The 17144-nt window shown below is 59.9% G+C and carries 15 protein-coding genes; 11 read left to right on the forward strand and 4 right to left on the reverse strand.

Going from position 1 to position 17144, the window contains the following annotated elements; translation table 11 throughout:
- Positions 1-857: 857 nt before the first annotated feature.
- A complete protein-coding gene (locus FGA82_RS26545; RefSeq protein WP_034153067.1) occupies positions 858-2333 on the reverse strand; it encodes an inorganic phosphate transporter in 1476 nt (491 codons plus the stop codon).
- A 374-nt stretch (positions 2334-2707) separates the two neighbouring features.
- Complete coding sequence (locus tag FGA82_RS26550) at positions 2708-2908, reverse strand: hypothetical protein (RefSeq protein ID WP_008080067.1); 201 nt, start codon at positions 2906-2908, stop codon at positions 2708-2710.
- A 651-nt stretch (positions 2909-3559) separates the two neighbouring features.
- Between FGA82_RS26550 and pcaR the strand changes: the two genes are divergently transcribed.
- The 11 genes from pcaR (at position 3560) to pcaC (ending at position 14604) form a co-directional block, all read left to right on the forward strand.
- The gene (pcaR, locus tag FGA82_RS26555) at positions 3560-4402 is read left to right on the forward strand and encodes a pca regulon transcriptional regulator PcaR (protein WP_007917109.1); all 843 of its coding nucleotides are present in this window, start codon (positions 3560-3562) and stop codon (positions 4400-4402) included.
- A 294-nt stretch (positions 4403-4696) separates the two neighbouring features.
- Positions 4697-6043: an MFS transporter gene (locus FGA82_RS26560; RefSeq protein WP_141129392.1), complete on the forward strand. Its 1347-nt coding sequence runs from the start codon at positions 4697-4699 to the stop codon at positions 6041-6043.
- 289 nt (positions 6044-6332) lie between these two features.
- The gene (locus tag FGA82_RS26565) at positions 6333-7190 is read left to right on the forward strand and encodes a CoA transferase subunit A (protein WP_141129393.1); all 858 of its coding nucleotides are present in this window, start codon (positions 6333-6335) and stop codon (positions 7188-7190) included.
- Complete coding sequence (locus FGA82_RS26570; RefSeq protein ID WP_141129394.1) at positions 7190-7969, forward strand: CoA-transferase subunit beta; 780 nt, start codon at positions 7190-7192, stop codon at positions 7967-7969. Before FGA82_RS26565 ends, FGA82_RS26570 begins: the two co-directional genes overlap by 1 nt.
- Complete coding sequence (pcaF, locus tag FGA82_RS26575) at positions 7966-9171, forward strand: 3-oxoadipyl-CoA thiolase (RefSeq protein WP_171057364.1); 1206 nt, start codon at positions 7966-7968, stop codon at positions 9169-9171. Before FGA82_RS26570 ends, pcaF begins: the two co-directional genes overlap by 4 nt.
- A gap of 36 nt (positions 9172-9207) precedes the next feature.
- Positions 9208-9912, forward strand: coding sequence for a protocatechuate 3,4-dioxygenase subunit beta (gene pcaH / locus FGA82_RS26580; RefSeq protein ID WP_141129396.1), 705 nt, complete (start codon positions 9208-9210; stop codon positions 9910-9912).
- Position 9913: 1 nt separating this feature from the next.
- Positions 9914-10480: a protocatechuate 3,4-dioxygenase subunit alpha gene (gene pcaG, locus FGA82_RS26585; RefSeq protein ID WP_141129397.1), complete on the forward strand. Its 567-nt coding sequence runs from the start codon at positions 9914-9916 to the stop codon at positions 10478-10480.
- Between the two features lie 210 nt (positions 10481-10690).
- The gene (locus FGA82_RS26590) at positions 10691-11986 is read left to right on the forward strand and encodes an MFS family transporter (RefSeq protein WP_095049154.1); all 1296 of its coding nucleotides are present in this window, start codon (positions 10691-10693) and stop codon (positions 11984-11986) included.
- A gap of 46 nt (positions 11987-12032) precedes the next feature.
- The gene (locus tag FGA82_RS26595) at positions 12033-13397 is read left to right on the forward strand and encodes a 3-carboxy-cis,cis-muconate cycloisomerase (protein ID WP_141129398.1); all 1365 of its coding nucleotides are present in this window, start codon (positions 12033-12035) and stop codon (positions 13395-13397) included.
- A 12-nt stretch (positions 13398-13409) separates the two neighbouring features.
- Complete coding sequence (pcaD, locus tag FGA82_RS26600) at positions 13410-14201, forward strand: 3-oxoadipate enol-lactonase (protein WP_141129399.1); 792 nt, start codon at positions 13410-13412, stop codon at positions 14199-14201.
- A gap of 10 nt (positions 14202-14211) precedes the next feature.
- Complete coding sequence (pcaC, locus tag FGA82_RS26605; RefSeq protein ID WP_041070503.1) at positions 14212-14604, forward strand: 4-carboxymuconolactone decarboxylase; 393 nt, start codon at positions 14212-14214, stop codon at positions 14602-14604.
- Positions 14605-14699: 95 nt separating this feature from the next.
- Here the strand turns inward: pcaC and FGA82_RS26610 are convergent, their stop codons facing one another.
- Entirely contained in the window at positions 14700-15506 is an 807-nt protein-coding gene (locus FGA82_RS26610) for a methyltransferase domain-containing protein (RefSeq protein ID WP_141129400.1), read from the reverse strand.
- A 268-nt stretch (positions 15507-15774) separates the two neighbouring features.
- Positions 15775-17034: an OprD family porin gene (locus tag FGA82_RS26615; RefSeq protein ID WP_141129401.1), complete on the reverse strand. Its 1260-nt coding sequence runs from the start codon at positions 17032-17034 to the stop codon at positions 15775-15777.
- Positions 17035-17144 lie beyond the last annotated feature (110 nt).

The raw sequence follows: 17144 nt of genomic DNA on the forward strand, positions 1-17144 counted from the left end.
CGGTCGCTGCGCTCCCACCCCGGATCAATCCCGGAACGAAGCCTTCCGACGTCGCCCGTGGAGCAAGATCAAGAGCAGGCGAGCTGACACTCGGCCTATTGAGTGGTGAAGAGCGCGGGTGTTCGGCTTTTGATTTGCGTTGTTGCTGCCCCTCATCGGAACGCCGCCCGCCCAGCCCTCTCCCGAGGGAGAGGGAGCCGATTTGTGGGCTTTTCAGAATCTGAGTTCAACGCGGTATCGCACGTCGGCGTACCTTCCCCAAACACCTCGGTCAAGTCCCCTCGCCCTCCGGGAGAGGGCTAGGGTGAGGGGCTTTTGATCTGTTTCAGAATCTGAGTTCAACGCGATATCGCACGTCGGCGTACCTATCGCAAACACCTCGGTCAGTCCCCTCTCCCTCCGGGAGAGGGCTAGGGTGAGGGGCTCTTGATCTGGTTTTTGATCTTGCTTCGGCTTTTGATCTTTTGCCCCTTCGGCAGGCCGAGCGGAGGTGTTCATCCGGGGGTTAGGCGCGCAGCGCCGTGCGGCGCAGCCGCACACATCGAGAGGAGGTGCAGCGAAGCAAACCGTAGGCGATGCCCCCGGATGGACACCGTAGCGAGGGAACACTGAGCCTCAGCGAGGTGCCGTACGCCGGGGCAAAGCCTTTTGGGTTACCTTTTCGGCGTTTGGAAAAGGTGACTCGCTGTAAGAGCGAAACCGCCAGCGGCAACACCCGCAGCAACGGATATGCCCCCAATCCAATCCCAATTCCAATCCCAATCCCAATCCCAATCCCAATCCCAACCCCCAAAACCCCAAACACAAAAAAAGGCGCGATCCTCTCGAATCGCGCCTTTCTCATGTCCCGCTATCTATCAGCTACCCAGCGCCTTCGAAGCCAGCCAGAACAACCCGGCCGACAGCGCAACCGTCGCCGGCAAGGTCAACACCCAAGCCAACAGAATGGTACGAACCGTGCCACCTTGCAGGCCGCTCTTGTTGGCGACCATGGTGCCCGCCACGCCCGAAGACAGAACGTGAGTGGTCGACACCGGCAGGCTAAAGATGTTGGCCATACCGATCAGACTGGCGGTGGTGATCTGCGCCGACATGCCCTGGGAATAGGTCATGCCTTGCTTGCCGATCTTCTCGCCGATGGTCAGCACCACGCGTTTCCAGCCAACCATGGTGCCCAGGCCCAGGGCCAGTGCAACCGCCAGAATCACCCAGAACGGGGCGTACTCGGTGGTGGTGGTCAGGTCTTTGCGCAGCTTGTCGAGGTCAGCCTTTTCACGCGGTTCCAGGCCAGGCAACTTGCCAACCTTTTTCGCGGTGTCGTCCAGGCACAGCAGGTAACGACGCACTTCGATGCGGCTTTCCGACGACAGCGAGTGGTAGTCCGCTACGCCTTTAAGCGTGTGCAGCAGGGCGCTGATGGTCGGTTCGGTCTGCTGCGGGTTGCAGCGGAATTTCTCCGGCAGGTCGCCTTCAACACTCTTGCCCAAGGCCAGGAATTCACCCAGCGAATCGGCGTTGCGCTGGTAGAACTGGCTCAGGTGCAGGGTCGCATCGCGAGTACGTTCGATCTGATAGGTGGTGCTGTTCAGGTCGAGAACGAACTGCGCCGGGACGATACCGATCAGCACCAGCATGATCAGGCCGATGCCTTTCTGGCCATCGTTGGAACCGTGCACGAAGCTTACGGCCATGGCCGAGATCACCAGAACGAGGCGGTTCCAGAACGGTGGATGCTTCTTGTCGTCGATCTTGCGGCGCTGTTCCGGTGTCTTGTGCATCTTCGACAGCGGACGCCACCACTTCAGGCCGATCAGGATCAACGCGGCGATCAGGAAGCCAGCCATTGGCGAGAACACCAGCGAGGCGCCGATGTCGATCGCTTTCTGCCAGTTCACGCCGTCAGCCAACGGAATGTCGTTGATCAGGGCATTGGCCAGGCCAACACCGAGGATCGAGCCGATCAGGGTGTGCGAGCTGGATGCCGGGATACCGAAGTACCAGGTGCCCAAATTCCAGGCGATTGCCGCGGCGAGCAACGAGAACACCATCGCCAGACCATGGCCGGTGTTCACATTGATCAGCAGCTCAACCGGCAGCAAATGGACAATGGCATACGCCACGCCAACGCCGCCCAGTAGCACGCCGAGGAAATTGAACACACCGGAAAAGAACACCGCCAGGTGGGGCGGCATGGCTTTGGTGTAGATAACAGTGGCTACCGCGTTAGCGGTGTCATGAAATCCATTGATGAACTCGAAGGCGAGGACAAACGTCAGGGCGAGCAAGAGGCTCACAAGCACCCAAGCATCCAGTCCGCTGAATAAATCGATCATGAAGGTTTTCTGACCCGGTCGTAAGGGGGCGCGATTATGCCAGAAAAGACTGGAAATCGATCCCCTACCTGCTCATCGGTTACACACTTCTTCGATTTAATTTGTTGCAGCGCATGAAAACCTAGCGTTGCGTAGGGTTTTTCAAGTCATTGATTTATTTGATAAAAGCTTTATTTTTCAGGTGTTTTGACCGGCGTGGAGAGGTCTCAAACGCTTGTCTGAAATATCTGTGAAACCTGTAGGACGCCCGTCCTCAGTCTGCCTGGCCGGGTGATGGCCGCTGCCCGCGGGTAGCGGGCGCGCAAGGCATCGTCGTTTCACCGCGCTTGTAACCGGTGCGGACGCAAACCTTCAAAAAATGCAAAAACCGTGGCTCAAGGCTCTTCGGCTTTGAGTTCCTTTTCGATCTTTTCGATTTCTTGCTTGAAGACCTGATCCTGAACGGTAGGGCGTTTACGCCACGCTTTGCGTTCCGGTTCTGGCTGAGCGGCGTAGGTGGTGACTTCCCCGCCGTAAACTTCCTTGTAACGTTGTTCCTGGCGCTCAAGTTCCGCGCGCAGTTCGTCTTTCGTCACAGTGCTACCTGTATGAGTTGAGTGAAGTGTCTGGTGAAACGCACTGCAACGAATCGATTGAACGAAGCCACCGAGAGTTCAACGCCCAGACAGGCACTGGTTTATCGGTGGGGCGATCAAGACTTCCGTGTTACAGGCGGCTACGGCACCAGATAAAAACTGACGCAGCATCAGTTTCCTGTTTCAGCGAGCGCAGGCGTTGCATGAGTGATGCGCGTCGGGCGCTGGCCGGGCTGTTGGCAATGGACATCGCCTCAGCGGGTGACGGCCTCGGCGATTAAAAACGAGGTGCCACTGAGGTGCATTATAGCGGTCGATTCGGGAATGACTATCTTTGCCAAGTTAAAAACGGTTCCGGATGTGTGATTGTTTTGTGACTCGCAACTTTTGTCGCTAGTTGAAGTGGGCGTTGGCCCTTATTTGCCTCGCGATCAGTTTTTGGCGTCATTTAGTCGAACAACTTAGGCTCTGATTCAAATAACGGCCGAAGTTGCGCGGACCCCGGAAAGGGGTTGAGGCGACCTGCACAGCTGATTGCGATTATCGGTCGGCGGTTCGATAATCGCCCAATCTTGCAAGCCCGACGCTTGTGCATTGGTCGGCAAGCCGCTTGTATAGCCCATTGATCCGTGCCGTATAGAAGGACAAGAAATGAACGATCAAATGCGCAACTCTTTCACCTCCGTGGCGCCGCCGATCGTCGCCTCGCCGGCCAAACGCATCCAGGCGCTGACCGGTGATCCGGACTTCATGACCTCGCTGGCTCGAGGCTTGGCGGTGGTGCAAGCGTTTCAGGAGCGCAAGCGCCATCTGACCATCGCCCAGATCAGCCACCGCACGGAAATTCCCCGCGCCGCCGTGCGCCGTTGCCTGCATACCTTGATCAAACTCGGCTACGCCACCACGGATGGTCGCACCTACTCATTGCTGCCCAAAGTGCTGACCCTCGGCCACGCTTATCTTTCGTCGACGCCGTTGGCAGTGTCCGCTCAGCCGTACCTCGACCGCATGAGTGAGCAACTGCATGAAGCCTGCAACATGGCCACGCTTGAAGGCGACGACATTCTCTACATCGCGCGTTCGGCGACCACCCAGCGGCTGATTTCGGTGGATCTTTCGGTGGGTGGTCGTTTGCCGGCGTATTGCACGTCGATGGGGCGGATCCTGTTGGCGGCACTGGACGACACGTCCTTGCGTGAATACCTCGACCACGCCGAACTGGTTGCCAAGACCAGCCGTACCATCCATACACCCGATGCGTTGCTCGAATGCCTGCAGGAAGTGCGGCAGCAAGGCTGGTGCATCGTCGATCAGGAACTGGAACAAGGCCTGCGCTCAATTGCCGTGCCGGTCTACGACGCCTCCGGCCAGGTCGTGGCGGCGCTCAACGTCAGCACTCACGCTGGTCGAGTCAGCCGTACCGAGCTGGAGCAGCGCTTCCTGCCGGGCCTGCTCAGTGCCAGTCGCGACCTCAGTGCGCAGTTATTCGCCTGATGAAGCTGTTCGATAAACGCACAGTGTTGCGTTTATCGAATTGACGCTAAAACCCTCGGATCATTAATGTCGCGGCAGCGTCATCCGGCGCTGATGTGAATGAGCCCGCCGGACTGTCGACTCCCATAATAATGACAAGAGGCAACTCACCATGCGCACGCTCTCCGACTGTCTCCGCTCCATCCGCTGTTGCCGGATTTACCGCAACGCCTGATCCAGACCTTCTATTCTTGTGACCGTGCCGCGTTTTGGCCGGCCGCCGTTCGACTGCGTTTTTTGCGTGGAATAAAAATAATGAACCAGCCTCAGTCCGCTGTAGGTCAATGCCTCGACGTGCAGACCTTCATCAATGCCCAACCGATCTCGCGCTATCAATGGCGGGTGGTGATTCTGTGTTTCCTGATTGTCTTTCTCGATGGCCTCGACACGGCGGCGATGGGTTTTATTGCCCCGGCGTTGTCGCAGGACTGGGGCATCGACCGCGCCAGCCTTGGCCCGGTGATGAGTGCGGCGCTGATCGGCATGGTTTTCGGCGCACTGGGTTCTGGCCCGTTGGCTGACCGCTTCGGGCGAAAAGTCGTACTGGTGGGCGCCGTGGTTCTGTTCGGTGCCTTCAGTCTGGCGTCGGCGTACAGCACTAATGTTGAACAACTGCTGGTGCTGCGCTTCCTGACCGGCCTGGGTCTGGGCGCCGGAATGCCCAACGCCACCACACTGCTTTCCGAATACACCCCGGAGCGCAAGAAATCACTGTTGGTGACCAGCATGTTCTGCGGTTTCAACCTCGGCATGGCTGGCGGCGGGTTTATTTCCGCCAAGCTGATTCCGGCGTTCGGCTGGCACAGCCTGCTGCTGATCGGCGGGATTCTGCCGTTGATTCTCGCCGTGGTGCTGCTGTTCTGGTTGCCGGAATCGGCGCGCTACCTGGTCGTGCGTAACCGTGGCACCGACAAAGTGCGCAAGACACTGGCACCGATTGATCCGGTCACTGTTGCCCAAGCCTCGAGTTTCAGCGTGCCGGAACAGAAAACCGTCAAGGCGCGCAACGTGTTTGCGGTGATCTTCTCCGGCACTTACAGCACTGGCACCTTGCTGCTGTGGCTGACCTATTTCATGGGCCTGGTGATCGTCTACCTGCTGACCAGTTGGCTGCCGACGCTGATGCGTGACAGCGGCGCGAGCATGGAGCAAGCCGCGTTTATCGGTGCGTTGTTCCAGTTTGGCGGTGTATTGAGCGCGGTGGCTGTGGGATGGGCGATGGACCGCTTCAATCCGCACAAGGTCATCGGCATTTTCTACCTGTTGGCCGGGGTGTTTGCCTACGCGGTGGGGCAGAGCCTGGGCAACATCACCTTGCTGGCGACCTTGGTGCTGGTGGCCGGGATGTGCGTGAACGGTGCGCAATCGGCGATGCCATCACTGGCGGCGCGGTTTTATCCGACCCAGGGGCGGGCGACCGGGGTCTCGTGGATGTTGGGGATTGGCCGCTTTGGCGCAATTCTCGGGGCGTGGATGGGCGCGACGTTGTTGGGGTTGGGCTGGAATTTTGAGCAGGTGTTGACGGCGTTGGTGATTCCGGCGGCGTTGGCCACTACTGCGGTGGTGATTAAAGGCATGGTCAGTCATGCGGATGCGACCTGATTATCAGCGCCTCATCGTTCCCACGCTCTGCGTGGGAATGTCTCAAGGGACGCTCCGCGTACCAGCTTTTGAAAGGGACGCGGAGCGTCCCGGGCTGCATTCCCACGCGGAGCGTGGGAACGATCAGCACTAAACGATAGGCTGACAACAATCTGTTCGATAAACGAACACTCAGTCGATTATCGGATTGTTTGGCCATTTCCCCAGGCTTAATCTGCAGTGACTCCGGCGCTGAACCTCGCGCCTTTTTTATCACTGGCGATTCATTACAAAAACAGGAGCCTGCTCCATGGCTGAGATCCTTTCGCTGCACGACGCGGTGAAGCAATTCGTCAACGACGGTGACACCGTCGCACTCGAAGGCTTCACTCACTTGATCCCTACGGCCGCAGGTCATGAAATCATTCGTCAGGGCAAGAAAGATCTGACGCTGGTGCGGATGACGCCTGACCTGATCTACGACCAACTGATCGGCGCCGGTTGCGCACGCAAACTGATTTTCTCCTGGGGCGGTAACCCGGGTGTGGGTTCGCTGCACCGTCTGCGTGACGCGGTCGAGAAGCAATGGCCGCACGCTCTCGAAATCGAAGAGCACAGCCACGCCGACCTGGCCAATGCCTACGTCGCTGGCGCTTCCGGCCTGCCATTCGCGGTGCTGCGCGCTTACGCCGGCTCCGACCTGCCGAAGGTCAATCCGCTGATCAAATCCGTAACTTGCCCGTTCACCGGTGAAGTGCTGGCGGCGGTGCCGTCGGTGCGTCCGGACGTGACCGTGATCCACGCACAGAAAGCCGACCGCCAGGGCAACGTGCTGCTGTGGGGCATCCTCGGCGTACAGAAAGAAGCCGCGCTGGCCGCCAAGCGCTGCATCGTCACCGTGGAAGAAATCGTCGACAACCTCAATGCTCCGATGAACTCTTGCGTATTGCCGACCTGGGCCTTGAGCGCGGTCTGCCATGTACCCGGCGGTGCGCATCCGTCCTACGCTCACGGTTACAACGAGCGCGACAATCGTTTCTATCAGGCGTGGGATCCGATCGCCCGCGACCGTGAGACGTTTACCGCGTGGATCAACGAATACATCCATGGCTGCGCTGACTTCAGCGCGTTCCAGGCCAAGTTGGCCGCTGCTTCGGAGGCCAAGTAATGACTTACACCACCAATGAAATGATGACCGTCGCTGCGGCCCGTCGCCTGAAGAACGGCTCGGTGTGCTTCGTCGGTATCGGCCTGCCGTCGAAAGCCGCCAACCTTGCGCGCCTGACCTCGTCGCCTGATGTGGTGCTGATCTACGAATCGGGTCCGATTGGTGCCAAGCCAAGCGTGCTGCCACTGTCGATCGGTGACGGCGAGCTGGCGGAAACCGCTGACACTGTCGTACCGACCGGTGAGATTTTTCGCTATTGGCTGCAGGGCGGGCGCATCGACGTCGGTTTTCTCGGCGCCGCGCAGGTCGACCGTTTCGGCAACATCAACACCACCGTGGTTGGCGATTACTTCTCGCCGAAAGTGCGTCTGCCGGGTGCCGGTGGCGCGCCGGAAATCGCCGGTTCGGCGAAAAGCGTGTTGATCATCCTTAAACAGTCGGCGCGTTCGTTTGTCGACAAGCTCGATTTCATCACCTCGGTCGGTCACGGCGAGGGCGGCGATTCGCGCAAACGTCTGGGCCTGCCGGGCGCCGGACCGGTCGGGATCATCACTGACCTGTGCATCATGGAGCCGGAAGAGGGCACCCACGAATTCGTGGTCACCGCGCTGCACCCGGGTGTGACCCGCGAGCAAGTGGTCGCGGCCACTGGTTGGGCGATTCGGTTTGCCGAGCAGGTTGAAACCACTGCTGAACCGACTGAAGTCGAACTGACCGCGCTGCGCGACCTCGAAGCGCGCACCGCCGCCGCCCACGGTCAGGCACCGGGAGAAGCATGATGCGTGACGTTTATATCTGCGACGCGATTCGCACGCCGATCGGCCGTTTCGGCGGCGGACTGTCCGCGGTTCGCGCCGATGACCTGGCCGCTGTGCCGATCAAAGCCCTGATGGAGCGCAATCCCTCGGTGGACTGGAACGCCATCGACGAAGTGTTCCTCGGCTGCGCCAACCAGGCCGGTGAAGACAACCGCAACGTTGCGCGTATGGCGCTGCTGCTGGCAGGCCTGCCGGAAACCGTACCGGGCGTGACCCTTAATCGTCTCTGCGCTTCGGGCATGGACGCGATCGGCACGGCATTCCGGGCGATTGCCAGCGGTGAGATGGAGCTGACGATTGCCGGTGGCGTCGAGTCGATGTCCCGCGCACCGTTCGTGATGGGCAAGGCTGACGCGGCTTTTTCGCGCAACATGAAACTGGAAGACACCACCATCGGCTGGCGTTTCATCAACCCGTTGATGAAGGCGCAATACGGCGTCGATGCGATGCCGCAGACTGCCGATAACGTCGCCGATGACTATAAAGTCTCCCGCGAAGATCAGGACGCGTTCGCGCTGCGCAGCCAGCAACGTACCGCCGCCGCGCAGGCCGCCGGCTACTTCGCCGAAGAAATCGTCGAAGTGCGGATCGCCCACAAGAAGGGTGAAACCGTGGTCGGCCAGGATGAACATCCGCGCGCCGACACTACGATTGAAGCGCTGACCAAGTTGAAACCGGTCAACGGCCCGGACAAAACCGTCACCGCCGGCAATGCTTCCGGCGTCAACGACGGTGCTGCCGCACTGATTCTGGCTTCCGCCGAAGCAGTGAAAAAACATGGCCTGACCGCGCGCGCCAAAGTGCTCGGCATGGCCAGCGCCGGTGTGGCGCCGCGCGTGATGGGCATCGGCCCGGTACCGGCGGTGCGCAAATTGATCGAGCGCCTGGGCGTCGCGGTCAGCGATTTCGACGTGATCGAACTCAACGAAGCGTTTGCCAGCCAAGGTTTGGCGGTGCTGCGTGAACTGGGGCTGGCGGATGACGCCGCGCAGGTCAACCCGAACGGCGGGGCGATTGCCCTCGGTCACCCGTTGGGCATGAGCGGTGCGCGTCTGGTGCTGACCGCGCTGCATCAGCTGGAAAAGACCGGTGGCAAGAAAGGTCTGGCGACTATGTGCGTCGGTGTCGGCCAAGGTCTGGCCCTGGCCATCGAACGCGTCTGACGCAAGCCGTGACGAAAAAGAACAGAGGAAAGCGACATGTCTGACAAGCCTGGTTACCGTCGTCCGCAGGAAGGCACTCAGCCTGAGTACCTGCACCCGACGTATCAATCCACCAACCTGCGCTCGCCGTCGAAGCCGTTGGTGTTTCTGCCGCATTCGCTGTCGGAAATCACCGGGCCGACCATCGGCGCCGAACGTGTAAGCGACACCGATAACGACCTGACCGCCCAGCATGCAGGCGAGCCGCAAGGCGAACGCATCATCATTCACGGCCGCGTGCTCGACGAAAACGGTCTGCCGGTGCCGGGAATTCTGGTGGAGATCTGGCAGGCCAACGCTGCCGGCCGCTACAACCACAAGCGCGACGTGCACGACGCGCCGCTGGACCCGAACTTCACCGGCACCGGCCGCACCGTCACCGACGCCGATGGCTGGTATCAGTTCCAGACCATCAAGCCCGGCGCTTATCCGTGGGGTAACCACCACAATGCCTGGCGCCCGGCGCATATCCACTTTTCGCTGTTCGGGCCGAGCATCCTTACCCGACTGGTCACGCAAATGTACTTTCCGGGCGATCCGCTGCTGGCGTACGACCCGATCTACAACTGCGTGCCGGACACCTCGGCCAAGGAACGCCTGATCGCCAGTTTCGATCTGGAAAAAACCATTCCGTCCTACGCCCTCGGTTATCGCTGGGACATCGTGCTGCGCGGGCGTGAAGCCACGCCGATGGAGAAATAAGATGACGCTGACTGCGACCACGTCCCACACCGTCGGGCCGTATTACCACATCGGCCTGACCTGGCTGAACCGTGAAGACCTCACCGTCCAGCAGACCCTCGGCGAGCGCGTGGCGATCACCGGGCAAGTGGTGGATGGCAACGGCGATGTCGTTAACGACGCCATGCTCGAAGTCTGGCAGGCCAACGCCGCCGGTAAGTACGACCACCCGGAAGACGAGCAGGACAAACCGCTCGATCCGAGTTTTGAAGGCTTTGGCCGGGTGCCGGTGGATGCTGAAGGGCGGTTTCGTTTCACCACGATCAAACCAGGCACGGTTGAAGGGCTGAAGGGCTCGACTCAGGCGCCGCACCTGGTGGTGCTGGTGTTCGCCCGTGGCTTGGTCAAGCACTTGCTGACGCGTATCTACTTTGAAGGTGAGCCGGCGAACGTTGATGATCCGTTGCTCGAATGTGTGCCGGCCGAGCGCCGCACGACCTTGCTGGCGAAAAAGGATGCGTCGGGTGTTTACCAGTGGAATGTGATTCTGCAGGGCACCGATGCCGAGACCGTGTTCTTCGATTATTAAGATCGAAAGATCGCCGCCTGCGGCAGCTCCTAAATGATCGTTCCCACGCTCTGCGTGGGAATGCCGCTAGGGACGCTCCACGTCCACTGTGACGCGGAGCGTCACCGGATGCGTTACTACGCGGAGCGTGGGAACGATCGATATAGGATGTGGAACGGGACTGTTGCAAAGTATGTCTAGACTCTCACTGTCCCTATCGAGTGAAAAACAATGACAACCACCACCTCCCATTACACCGGTGAAGAGCGCAGCAAGCGCATCTTTGCCATTGTCGGCGCCTCGTCCGGCAACCTCGTCGAATGGTTCGACTTCTACGTCTATGCCTTTTGCGCGATCTATTTCGCCCCGGCGTTTTTCCCCTCCGATAACCCGACGGTGCAACTGGTCAACACCGCTGGCGTGTTCGCTGCCGGCTTCCTGATGCGCCCGATTGGCGGCTGGATTTTTGGCCGGGTGGCGGACAAGCACGGGCGCAAGAACTCGATGCTCATCTCGATTCTGATGATGTGCTTCGGCTCGTTGCTGATCGCCTGTTTGCCGACCTATAAAGACATCGGCGTCTGGGCGCCAGTCCTGCTGTTGTTCGCACGCTTGCTGCAAGGCCTGTCGGTCGGTGGTGAGTACGGCACCACTGCGACTTACATGAGCGAAGTCGCCCTCAAGGGCCAGCGCGGATTTTTCGCCTCGTTCCAGTACGTGACGCTGATCGGCGGGCAACTGCTGGCCGTGTCGCTGGTGGTGGTTCTGCAGCAATTCCTCACCGAAGAAGACCTGCGTGCCTACGGCTGGCGGATTCCGTTTGTGGTCGGTGCGGTGGCGGCGCTGATTTCATTGTTCCTGCGTCGTTCGCTGAAAGAGACCACCAACAAGGAAACCCGTGCGCACAAGGACGCCGGTAGCATCAGCGCACTGTTCCGCGATCACAAAGCCGCGTTCATCACCGTGCTGGGTTATACCGCCGGTGGCTCGCTGATTTTCTACACCTTCACCACGTACATGCAGAAGTATCTGGTGAACACCGCCGGCATGCATGCCAAGACCGCCAGCTACATCATGACCGGCGCGCTGTTCCTGTATATGTGCATGCAGCCGCTGTTCGGCATGCTCGCTGACAAGATCGGTCGACGTAATTCGATGCTTTGGTTCGGCGCACTCGGTACGCTGTTCACCGTGCCGATTCTGTTGAGCCTGAAAAGCGTCAGCAGCCCGTTCCTGGCGTTTGTGCTGATCACCGTAGCGCTGGCGATTGTCAGTTTCTACACCTCGATCAGCGGCCTGGTGAAAGCCGAAATGTTCCCGCCTGAGGTGCGCGCCCTTGGCGTTGGTCTGGCCTACGCGGTGGCGAATGCGATCTTCGGCGGTTCGGCGGAATTCGTTGCGCTGAGCCTGAAGAACATCGGCATGGAAAACTCTTTCTACTGGTACGTGACGGCGATGATGGCGATCGCGTTCCTGTTCAGTCTGCGCTTGCCTAAACAAGCGGCGTATTTGCACCACGATCTCTAACCCGAAGCGCGCGGGCCACCTCGGCCCGCGCCGGCAAGGACTGTTTATGACTCAGCGACCGGGCAATCAATTGTTCGATGCCTATTTCACTGCCCGCGATATGCGTGAAGTGTTCTGCGATGAGGGCCGCGTGCAGGCGATGCTTGATTTCGAAGCGGCGCTGGCCCGGGCCGAGGCGCGGGTTGGTTTGATTCCGGCGTCTGCCGTGGCACCGATTGCGGCGGCTTGCAGCGCTGGTTTGTATGACTTCGCGGCGTTGGGCGAGGCGATTGCCACGGCTGGCAATTCGGCGATTCCGCTGGTCAAGGCGTTGGGTAAACAGATTGCCGCGACCGATGCCGAGGCTGAGCGCTATGTGCATTTGGGCGCGACCAGTCAGGACGTGATGGATTCCGGGCTGGTGCTGCAATTGCGTCAGGCGCTGGAGTTGATTGAAAGCGATCTGGCGCAACTGGCTGACTCTCTCGCTGTTCAAGCACAACGCCATGCTGCAACGCCGTTGGCCGGACGCACGTGGCTGCAACACGCGACGCCGGTGACCCTCGGCATGAAAATCGCCGGATGGCTGGGCGCTGTGACTCGCAGTCGTCAGCGCTTGCGCGAACTCAAGCCGCGTTTGCTGGTGCTGCAATTCGGTGGCGCATCCGGAACCCTCGCCGCGTTGGGCGAACAGGCCTTGCCGATTGCTGAAGCGCTGGCCGAAGAACTGCAACTGACTTTGCCGGAACAACCGTGGCACACCCAACGCGATCGCGTAGTGGAGTTCGGTGCGGTGCTCGGTTTGATCGCTGGCAGCCTCGGCAAATTCGGCCGCGACATCAGCCTGTTGATGCAGACCGAAGCCGCCGAGGTTTTCGAGCCATCGGCGCCGGGCAAGGGCGGTTCGTCGACCATGCCGCACAAACGCAATCCGGTGGGCGCTGCGGTGTTGATCGGCGCGGCAACGCGTGTGCCGGGTCTGGTCTCGACGCTGTTCAGCGCGATGCCACAAGAACACGAACGCAGCCTCGGTCTGTGGCATGCCGAATGGGAAACCTTGCCGGAGATTTGCTGCCTGGTGTCGGGTTCGCTGCAACAGGCTCGGTTGTTGGCGCAAGGGCTGGAAGTCGACGCCGAACGCATGGCGCGCAACCTCGAATTGACCCAAGGGCTGGTGCTGGCCGAAGCGGTGAGCATCGTGCTTGCGCAACGGGTCGGCCGCGACACTGCGCATCACTTGCTTGAGCAATGCTGCAAACGCGCGGTGGCCGAACAGCGCCATTTGCGCGCCGTACTCGGTGACGAACCGAAGGTCACCGCTGAGCTGAGCAGCGCTGAACTCGATCATCTTTTGAACCCCGCTCATTACCTCGGTCAGGCGAAAACCTGGGTCGAGCGCGCGGTGGCCGAACACAACGCATTGTCTGACTGAAAGGAGAGGGCTGTGGCTTTCGTTCAACTCGCCGATGGCGAACTGCACTATCAAATTGAAGGCCCGGTCGATGCGCCGGTGCTGGTGTTGTCCAATTCGTTGGGCACTGATCTGCACATGTGGGACGTACAGATGCCGGCCTTCACCGAGCACTTTCGCGTGCTGCGTTTCGACACCCGTGGTCACGGAAAATCGCTGGTGACGCCGGGGCCGTACAGCATCGAGCAACTCGGTCACGATGTGCTCGGCCTGCTGGATGCACTGCACATTGAGCGTGCGCATTTCTGCGGATTGTCGATGGGTGGCCTGATCGGCCAGTGGCTGGGGATCAATGCTGGTCATCGTCTGCACAAGCTGATCGTCTGCAACACGGCGGCAAAAATCGGCGATCCGTCGGTGTGGAATCCACGCATCGAAACCGTACTGCGCGATGGCGCGGCGGCGATGGTTGCCCTGCGTGATGCATCGATTGCCCGCTGGTTTACCCCAGACTTTTCGACAGCACATCCGGCGGCGGCCAAGCAGATTACCGACATGCTCGCGGCCACTTCGCCTGAGGGTTATGCGGCCAACTGCGCAGCGGTGCGTGATGCTGATTTCCGCGAGCAACTGGCGTCGATCAATGTGCCGTTGCTGGTGATTGCCGGCACTGAAGATGCGGTGACGCCGCCATCCGGTGGGCATTTTATTCAAGAGCACGTGCGTGGCGCCGAGTACGCCGAGTTCTATGCGGCGCACCTTTCCAACGTGCAGGCTGGTGCGGATTTCAGTGATCGCGTGTTGGCGTTTTTGCAGGCTAAGTGAGGAAGTTTTTGTGGACGAGAAACAACGTTACGACGACGGCATGCAAGTGCGCCGCGCGGTGCTGGGCGATGCGCATGTTGATCGCAGCCTGACCACGCTGACCGAGTTCAACTCGGAGTTTCAGGAGATGATCACCCGACATGCCTGGGGCGATATCTGGACGCGTCCGGGCTTGCCTCGGCACACGCGCAGTTTGATCACCATCGCGATGTTGATCGGCATGAACCGCGAAGGCGAGCTGAAACTGCATCTGCGCGCGGCAGCCAATAACGGGGTGAGCCGGGGCGAGATCAAGGAAGTGATCATGCAGAGCGCGATCTACTGCGGGATTCCGGCGGCGAATGCTACGTTTCATCTGGCTGAATCGGTGTGGGATGAGCTAGGTATCGAATCCCGCGAGTGACGGTTGAAACCGAAAAAGATCGCAGCCTTCGGCAGCTCCTACATTTGGAGTGCGTTCCCCTGTAGGAGCTGCCGAAGGCTGCGATCTTTTGCTCTTCAAACCGTGGCAACGATGAATATCCGCTTGAACGCAAACAACGTATGCCCATCCCCCTCCTGTGGATAATGCTTATGCACGCGCATCAGATAGTGATAGATAAACCGCGCCTGTTCCGCTGAATCCAGCGCCTGCATCACCGGTCGCAGCGCCGAGACCTTCACCCAGTCGTACACCGGCGACTTGCCGTCGACCACCTGCAACTGCTCGGTCTCCCAGATATCCAGCGACGTGGTCATGGGCGCGAGCAAACGGTAGTAATCCTCCAGCGCCAACAACGGCCGCGACGCCATGCGCTGACGCAGTTCAGGTGTGCCCAATGGCGTGCCGCCCGGGCCGGCGTTTTCGAGGGTGTCGAGCATCAGCCGATACCACAGGGCATCGCGCCAGTCCGGCATGTGCGCCGCCAGACAGCCGCCGGGGTTGAGGTGAGCAAGCAGGCGTGGGAGCAACGTTTCATGGCCATCGATGAAGTGCAGCACGGCGGCGGCCAACAGCAGATCTGCCGGCTGCTCGGGTTGCCAGTCGAGCAGATCGCAATGTTTCCACAACGCTCTGAACGGCAGGCAGCGCGCTTCAGCGAGCATCTGTGCCGAGCTGTCGATCCCTTGCAACTGCGCGCGCGGCCAGCGTCTGGCCAATAACTGCGTGGCAATGCCGGTGCCGCAGCCCAGGTCATAAATGCGTTGCGGGTTTTGCAGTTCGACACGGTCGAGCAATTCATTGACCGGGCGTTGCCTGAGACGAGAGAACTGCTGGTACGCCTTGGCGTCCCAGTCGGGTGTTGCTTTGACGCGAGAGATCATGAGGTAGTCCTCCGGTGATCGGCGGTGTCTTCCGATGACAACCTGGTTCACAACTTGAGGACCGACTACGACGACGGAAGTGGAAAGGGTGAAGCACCTGAGTCTTTCAGGTTTTGTCACTTTACCCCCCGGCCAGTAAAGTGCCACTTCTCCTGACCAATGGCGAGAATTCCAATGTAAGAGCTGCCGAAGGCTGCGATCTCTTGATCTTAAAAACAAGATCAAGAGATCGCAGCCTTCGGCAGCTCCTACAGGGTTGGATCGGTGTTTAGAGGAGGCTGATCGGGTAGCTGACGATCAGGCGGTTTTCGTCGAATTCGTTGTTGCTGAAGTCCCGGCGCATGGTTGAGTTGCGCCACCGAACGTTCAGATCCTTCAGCGCGCCGCTCTGCACGGTATAACCCAGTTCCGATTCGCGGCCCCATTCCTTGCCATCGGTGATCGTGCCGGTGTGCACGTTGTCGCCGCTGATATAGCGGTTCATCAGCGTCAGGCCCGGAACACCCATGGCGGCGAAGTTGTAGTCGTGACGCAACTGCCAGGAGCGTTCCTGTGCATTGTCATAACTGGCGTTGTAGCTGTCGTTGGCCAGCGTGCCGCCGCTGGTGCCGTTGACCCGCATCCAGGCGCTGTCGCCGGTGAGTTTCTGCAGGCCGACGTAGAAAGTGTTGCCGCCGTACTTCGCCGAGAACATGCCCGACCAGGTTTTATTGTCGAGATCGCCGGCGCGGGCGCTGCCATCGTCCTTGCCATAGAAAAAGCCGAGGTTGGCGCCGAGGGTCCAGTCGCCCAGTGGCTGGCTGTGGATCAGGTTCACATATTGCTGGCTGTAGATGTCCTTGAGTTCGGCGTTCCACAAACCGATCTGCGTGCGTTTTTCGTTGAAAACGTATTCACCGCCCTGAAAGTTGAAGCGATCAGAAGTGAACGCCGCTTTGCCGCTCATCGACATGTCGCTCATGCTGCTGTCGTCGCGCGGGCTGTTGGCGCGGAACTGACCGCCGTAGAGGGTCAGGCCGTCGATTTCCTTCGAGGTGATCTGCCCGCCACGAAAGGTTTGCGGCAGCGAGCGACCGTCGTCCGAACGCAGGATCGGCAGCACCGGCATCCACTCGCCGACCTTCACTTCGGTCTGCGAAAGTCTGGCTTTGAAGGCGACATTGGTGCGACCGAAATTGTCGGCCGGGCGGCCGTCGTGATCCAGCGGCAGCAACTGCGTGCCACCCGTACCTTTGCCGCCATCGAGCTTCACCGAATACAGGCCCAGCACATCCATGCCGAAGCCGACGGTGCCCTGAGTGAAGCCGGACTTGGCGTCGAGGATGAAGTTCTGCGTCCACTCTTCGGCCTTGCCCTGAGCTTTGGTCGGATTGGTGAAGTTGCGGTTGATGTAGAAGTTGCGCAGGTTCAGGTTGACCTTGGCCCCTTCGATGAAACCGGCCTCTTCAGCCGCAGCGGGCATCGCCGCGCTGGCTAGAGCCAGGGCGATCAGGCCGGGAAATGCGTAAGGCGCAGGGGAAGCTGTCATGGGCTCGGGTCTCTCTTGTTTTTTTAAGACGAACGGGTGCGCTGCCACCGGTTTTCGGGGTGCAGACATGAAAAGTGTTCAGGGGTGAAACGACGGCAATCAGCCGGACG

It is taken from the genome of Pseudomonas fluorescens (assembly GCF_005938625.1).
GTDB classification, from domain to species: Bacteria; Pseudomonadota; Gammaproteobacteria; order Pseudomonadales; family Pseudomonadaceae; genus Aquipseudomonas; species Aquipseudomonas fluorescens_BD.

Bases quoted from the DNA above. Each gene is read 5' to 3' on its own strand.
- FGA82_RS26595 (WP_141129398.1), top strand. From the start codon at position 12,033: ATGACTCAGCGACCGGGCAATCAATTGTTCGATGCCTATTTCACTGCC.
- pcaG (WP_141129397.1), top strand. From the start codon at position 9,914: ATGACGCTGACTGCGACCACGTCCCACACCGTCGGGCCGTATTACCAC.
- FGA82_RS26570 (WP_141129394.1), top strand. From the start codon at position 7,190: ATGACTTACACCACCAATGAAATGATGACCGTCGCTGCGGCCCGTCGC.
- FGA82_RS26565 (WP_141129393.1), top strand. From the start codon at position 6,333: ATGGCTGAGATCCTTTCGCTGCACGACGCGGTGAAGCAATTCGTCAAC.
- pcaR (WP_007917109.1), top strand. From the start codon at position 3,560: ATGAACGATCAAATGCGCAACTCTTTCACCTCCGTGGCGCCGCCGATC.
- pcaH (WP_141129396.1), top strand. From the start codon at position 9,208: ATGTCTGACAAGCCTGGTTACCGTCGTCCGCAGGAAGGCACTCAGCCT.
- pcaF (WP_171057364.1), top strand. From the start codon at position 7,966: ATGATGCGTGACGTTTATATCTGCGACGCGATTCGCACGCCGATCGGC.
- FGA82_RS26560 (WP_141129392.1), top strand. From the start codon at position 4,697: ATGAACCAGCCTCAGTCCGCTGTAGGTCAATGCCTCGACGTGCAGACC.
- FGA82_RS26590 (WP_095049154.1), top strand. From the start codon at position 10,691: ATGACAACCACCACCTCCCATTACACCGGTGAAGAGCGCAGCAAGCGC.
- FGA82_RS26610 (WP_141129400.1), bottom strand. From the start codon at position 15,506: ATGATCTCTCGCGTCAAAGCAACACCCGACTGGGACGCCAAGGCGTAC.
- FGA82_RS26615 (WP_141129401.1), bottom strand. From the start codon at position 17,034: ATGACAGCTTCCCCTGCGCCTTACGCATTTCCCGGCCTGATCGCCCTG.
- FGA82_RS26545 (WP_034153067.1), bottom strand. From the start codon at position 2,333: ATGATCGATTTATTCAGCGGACTGGATGCTTGGGTGCTTGTGAGCCTC.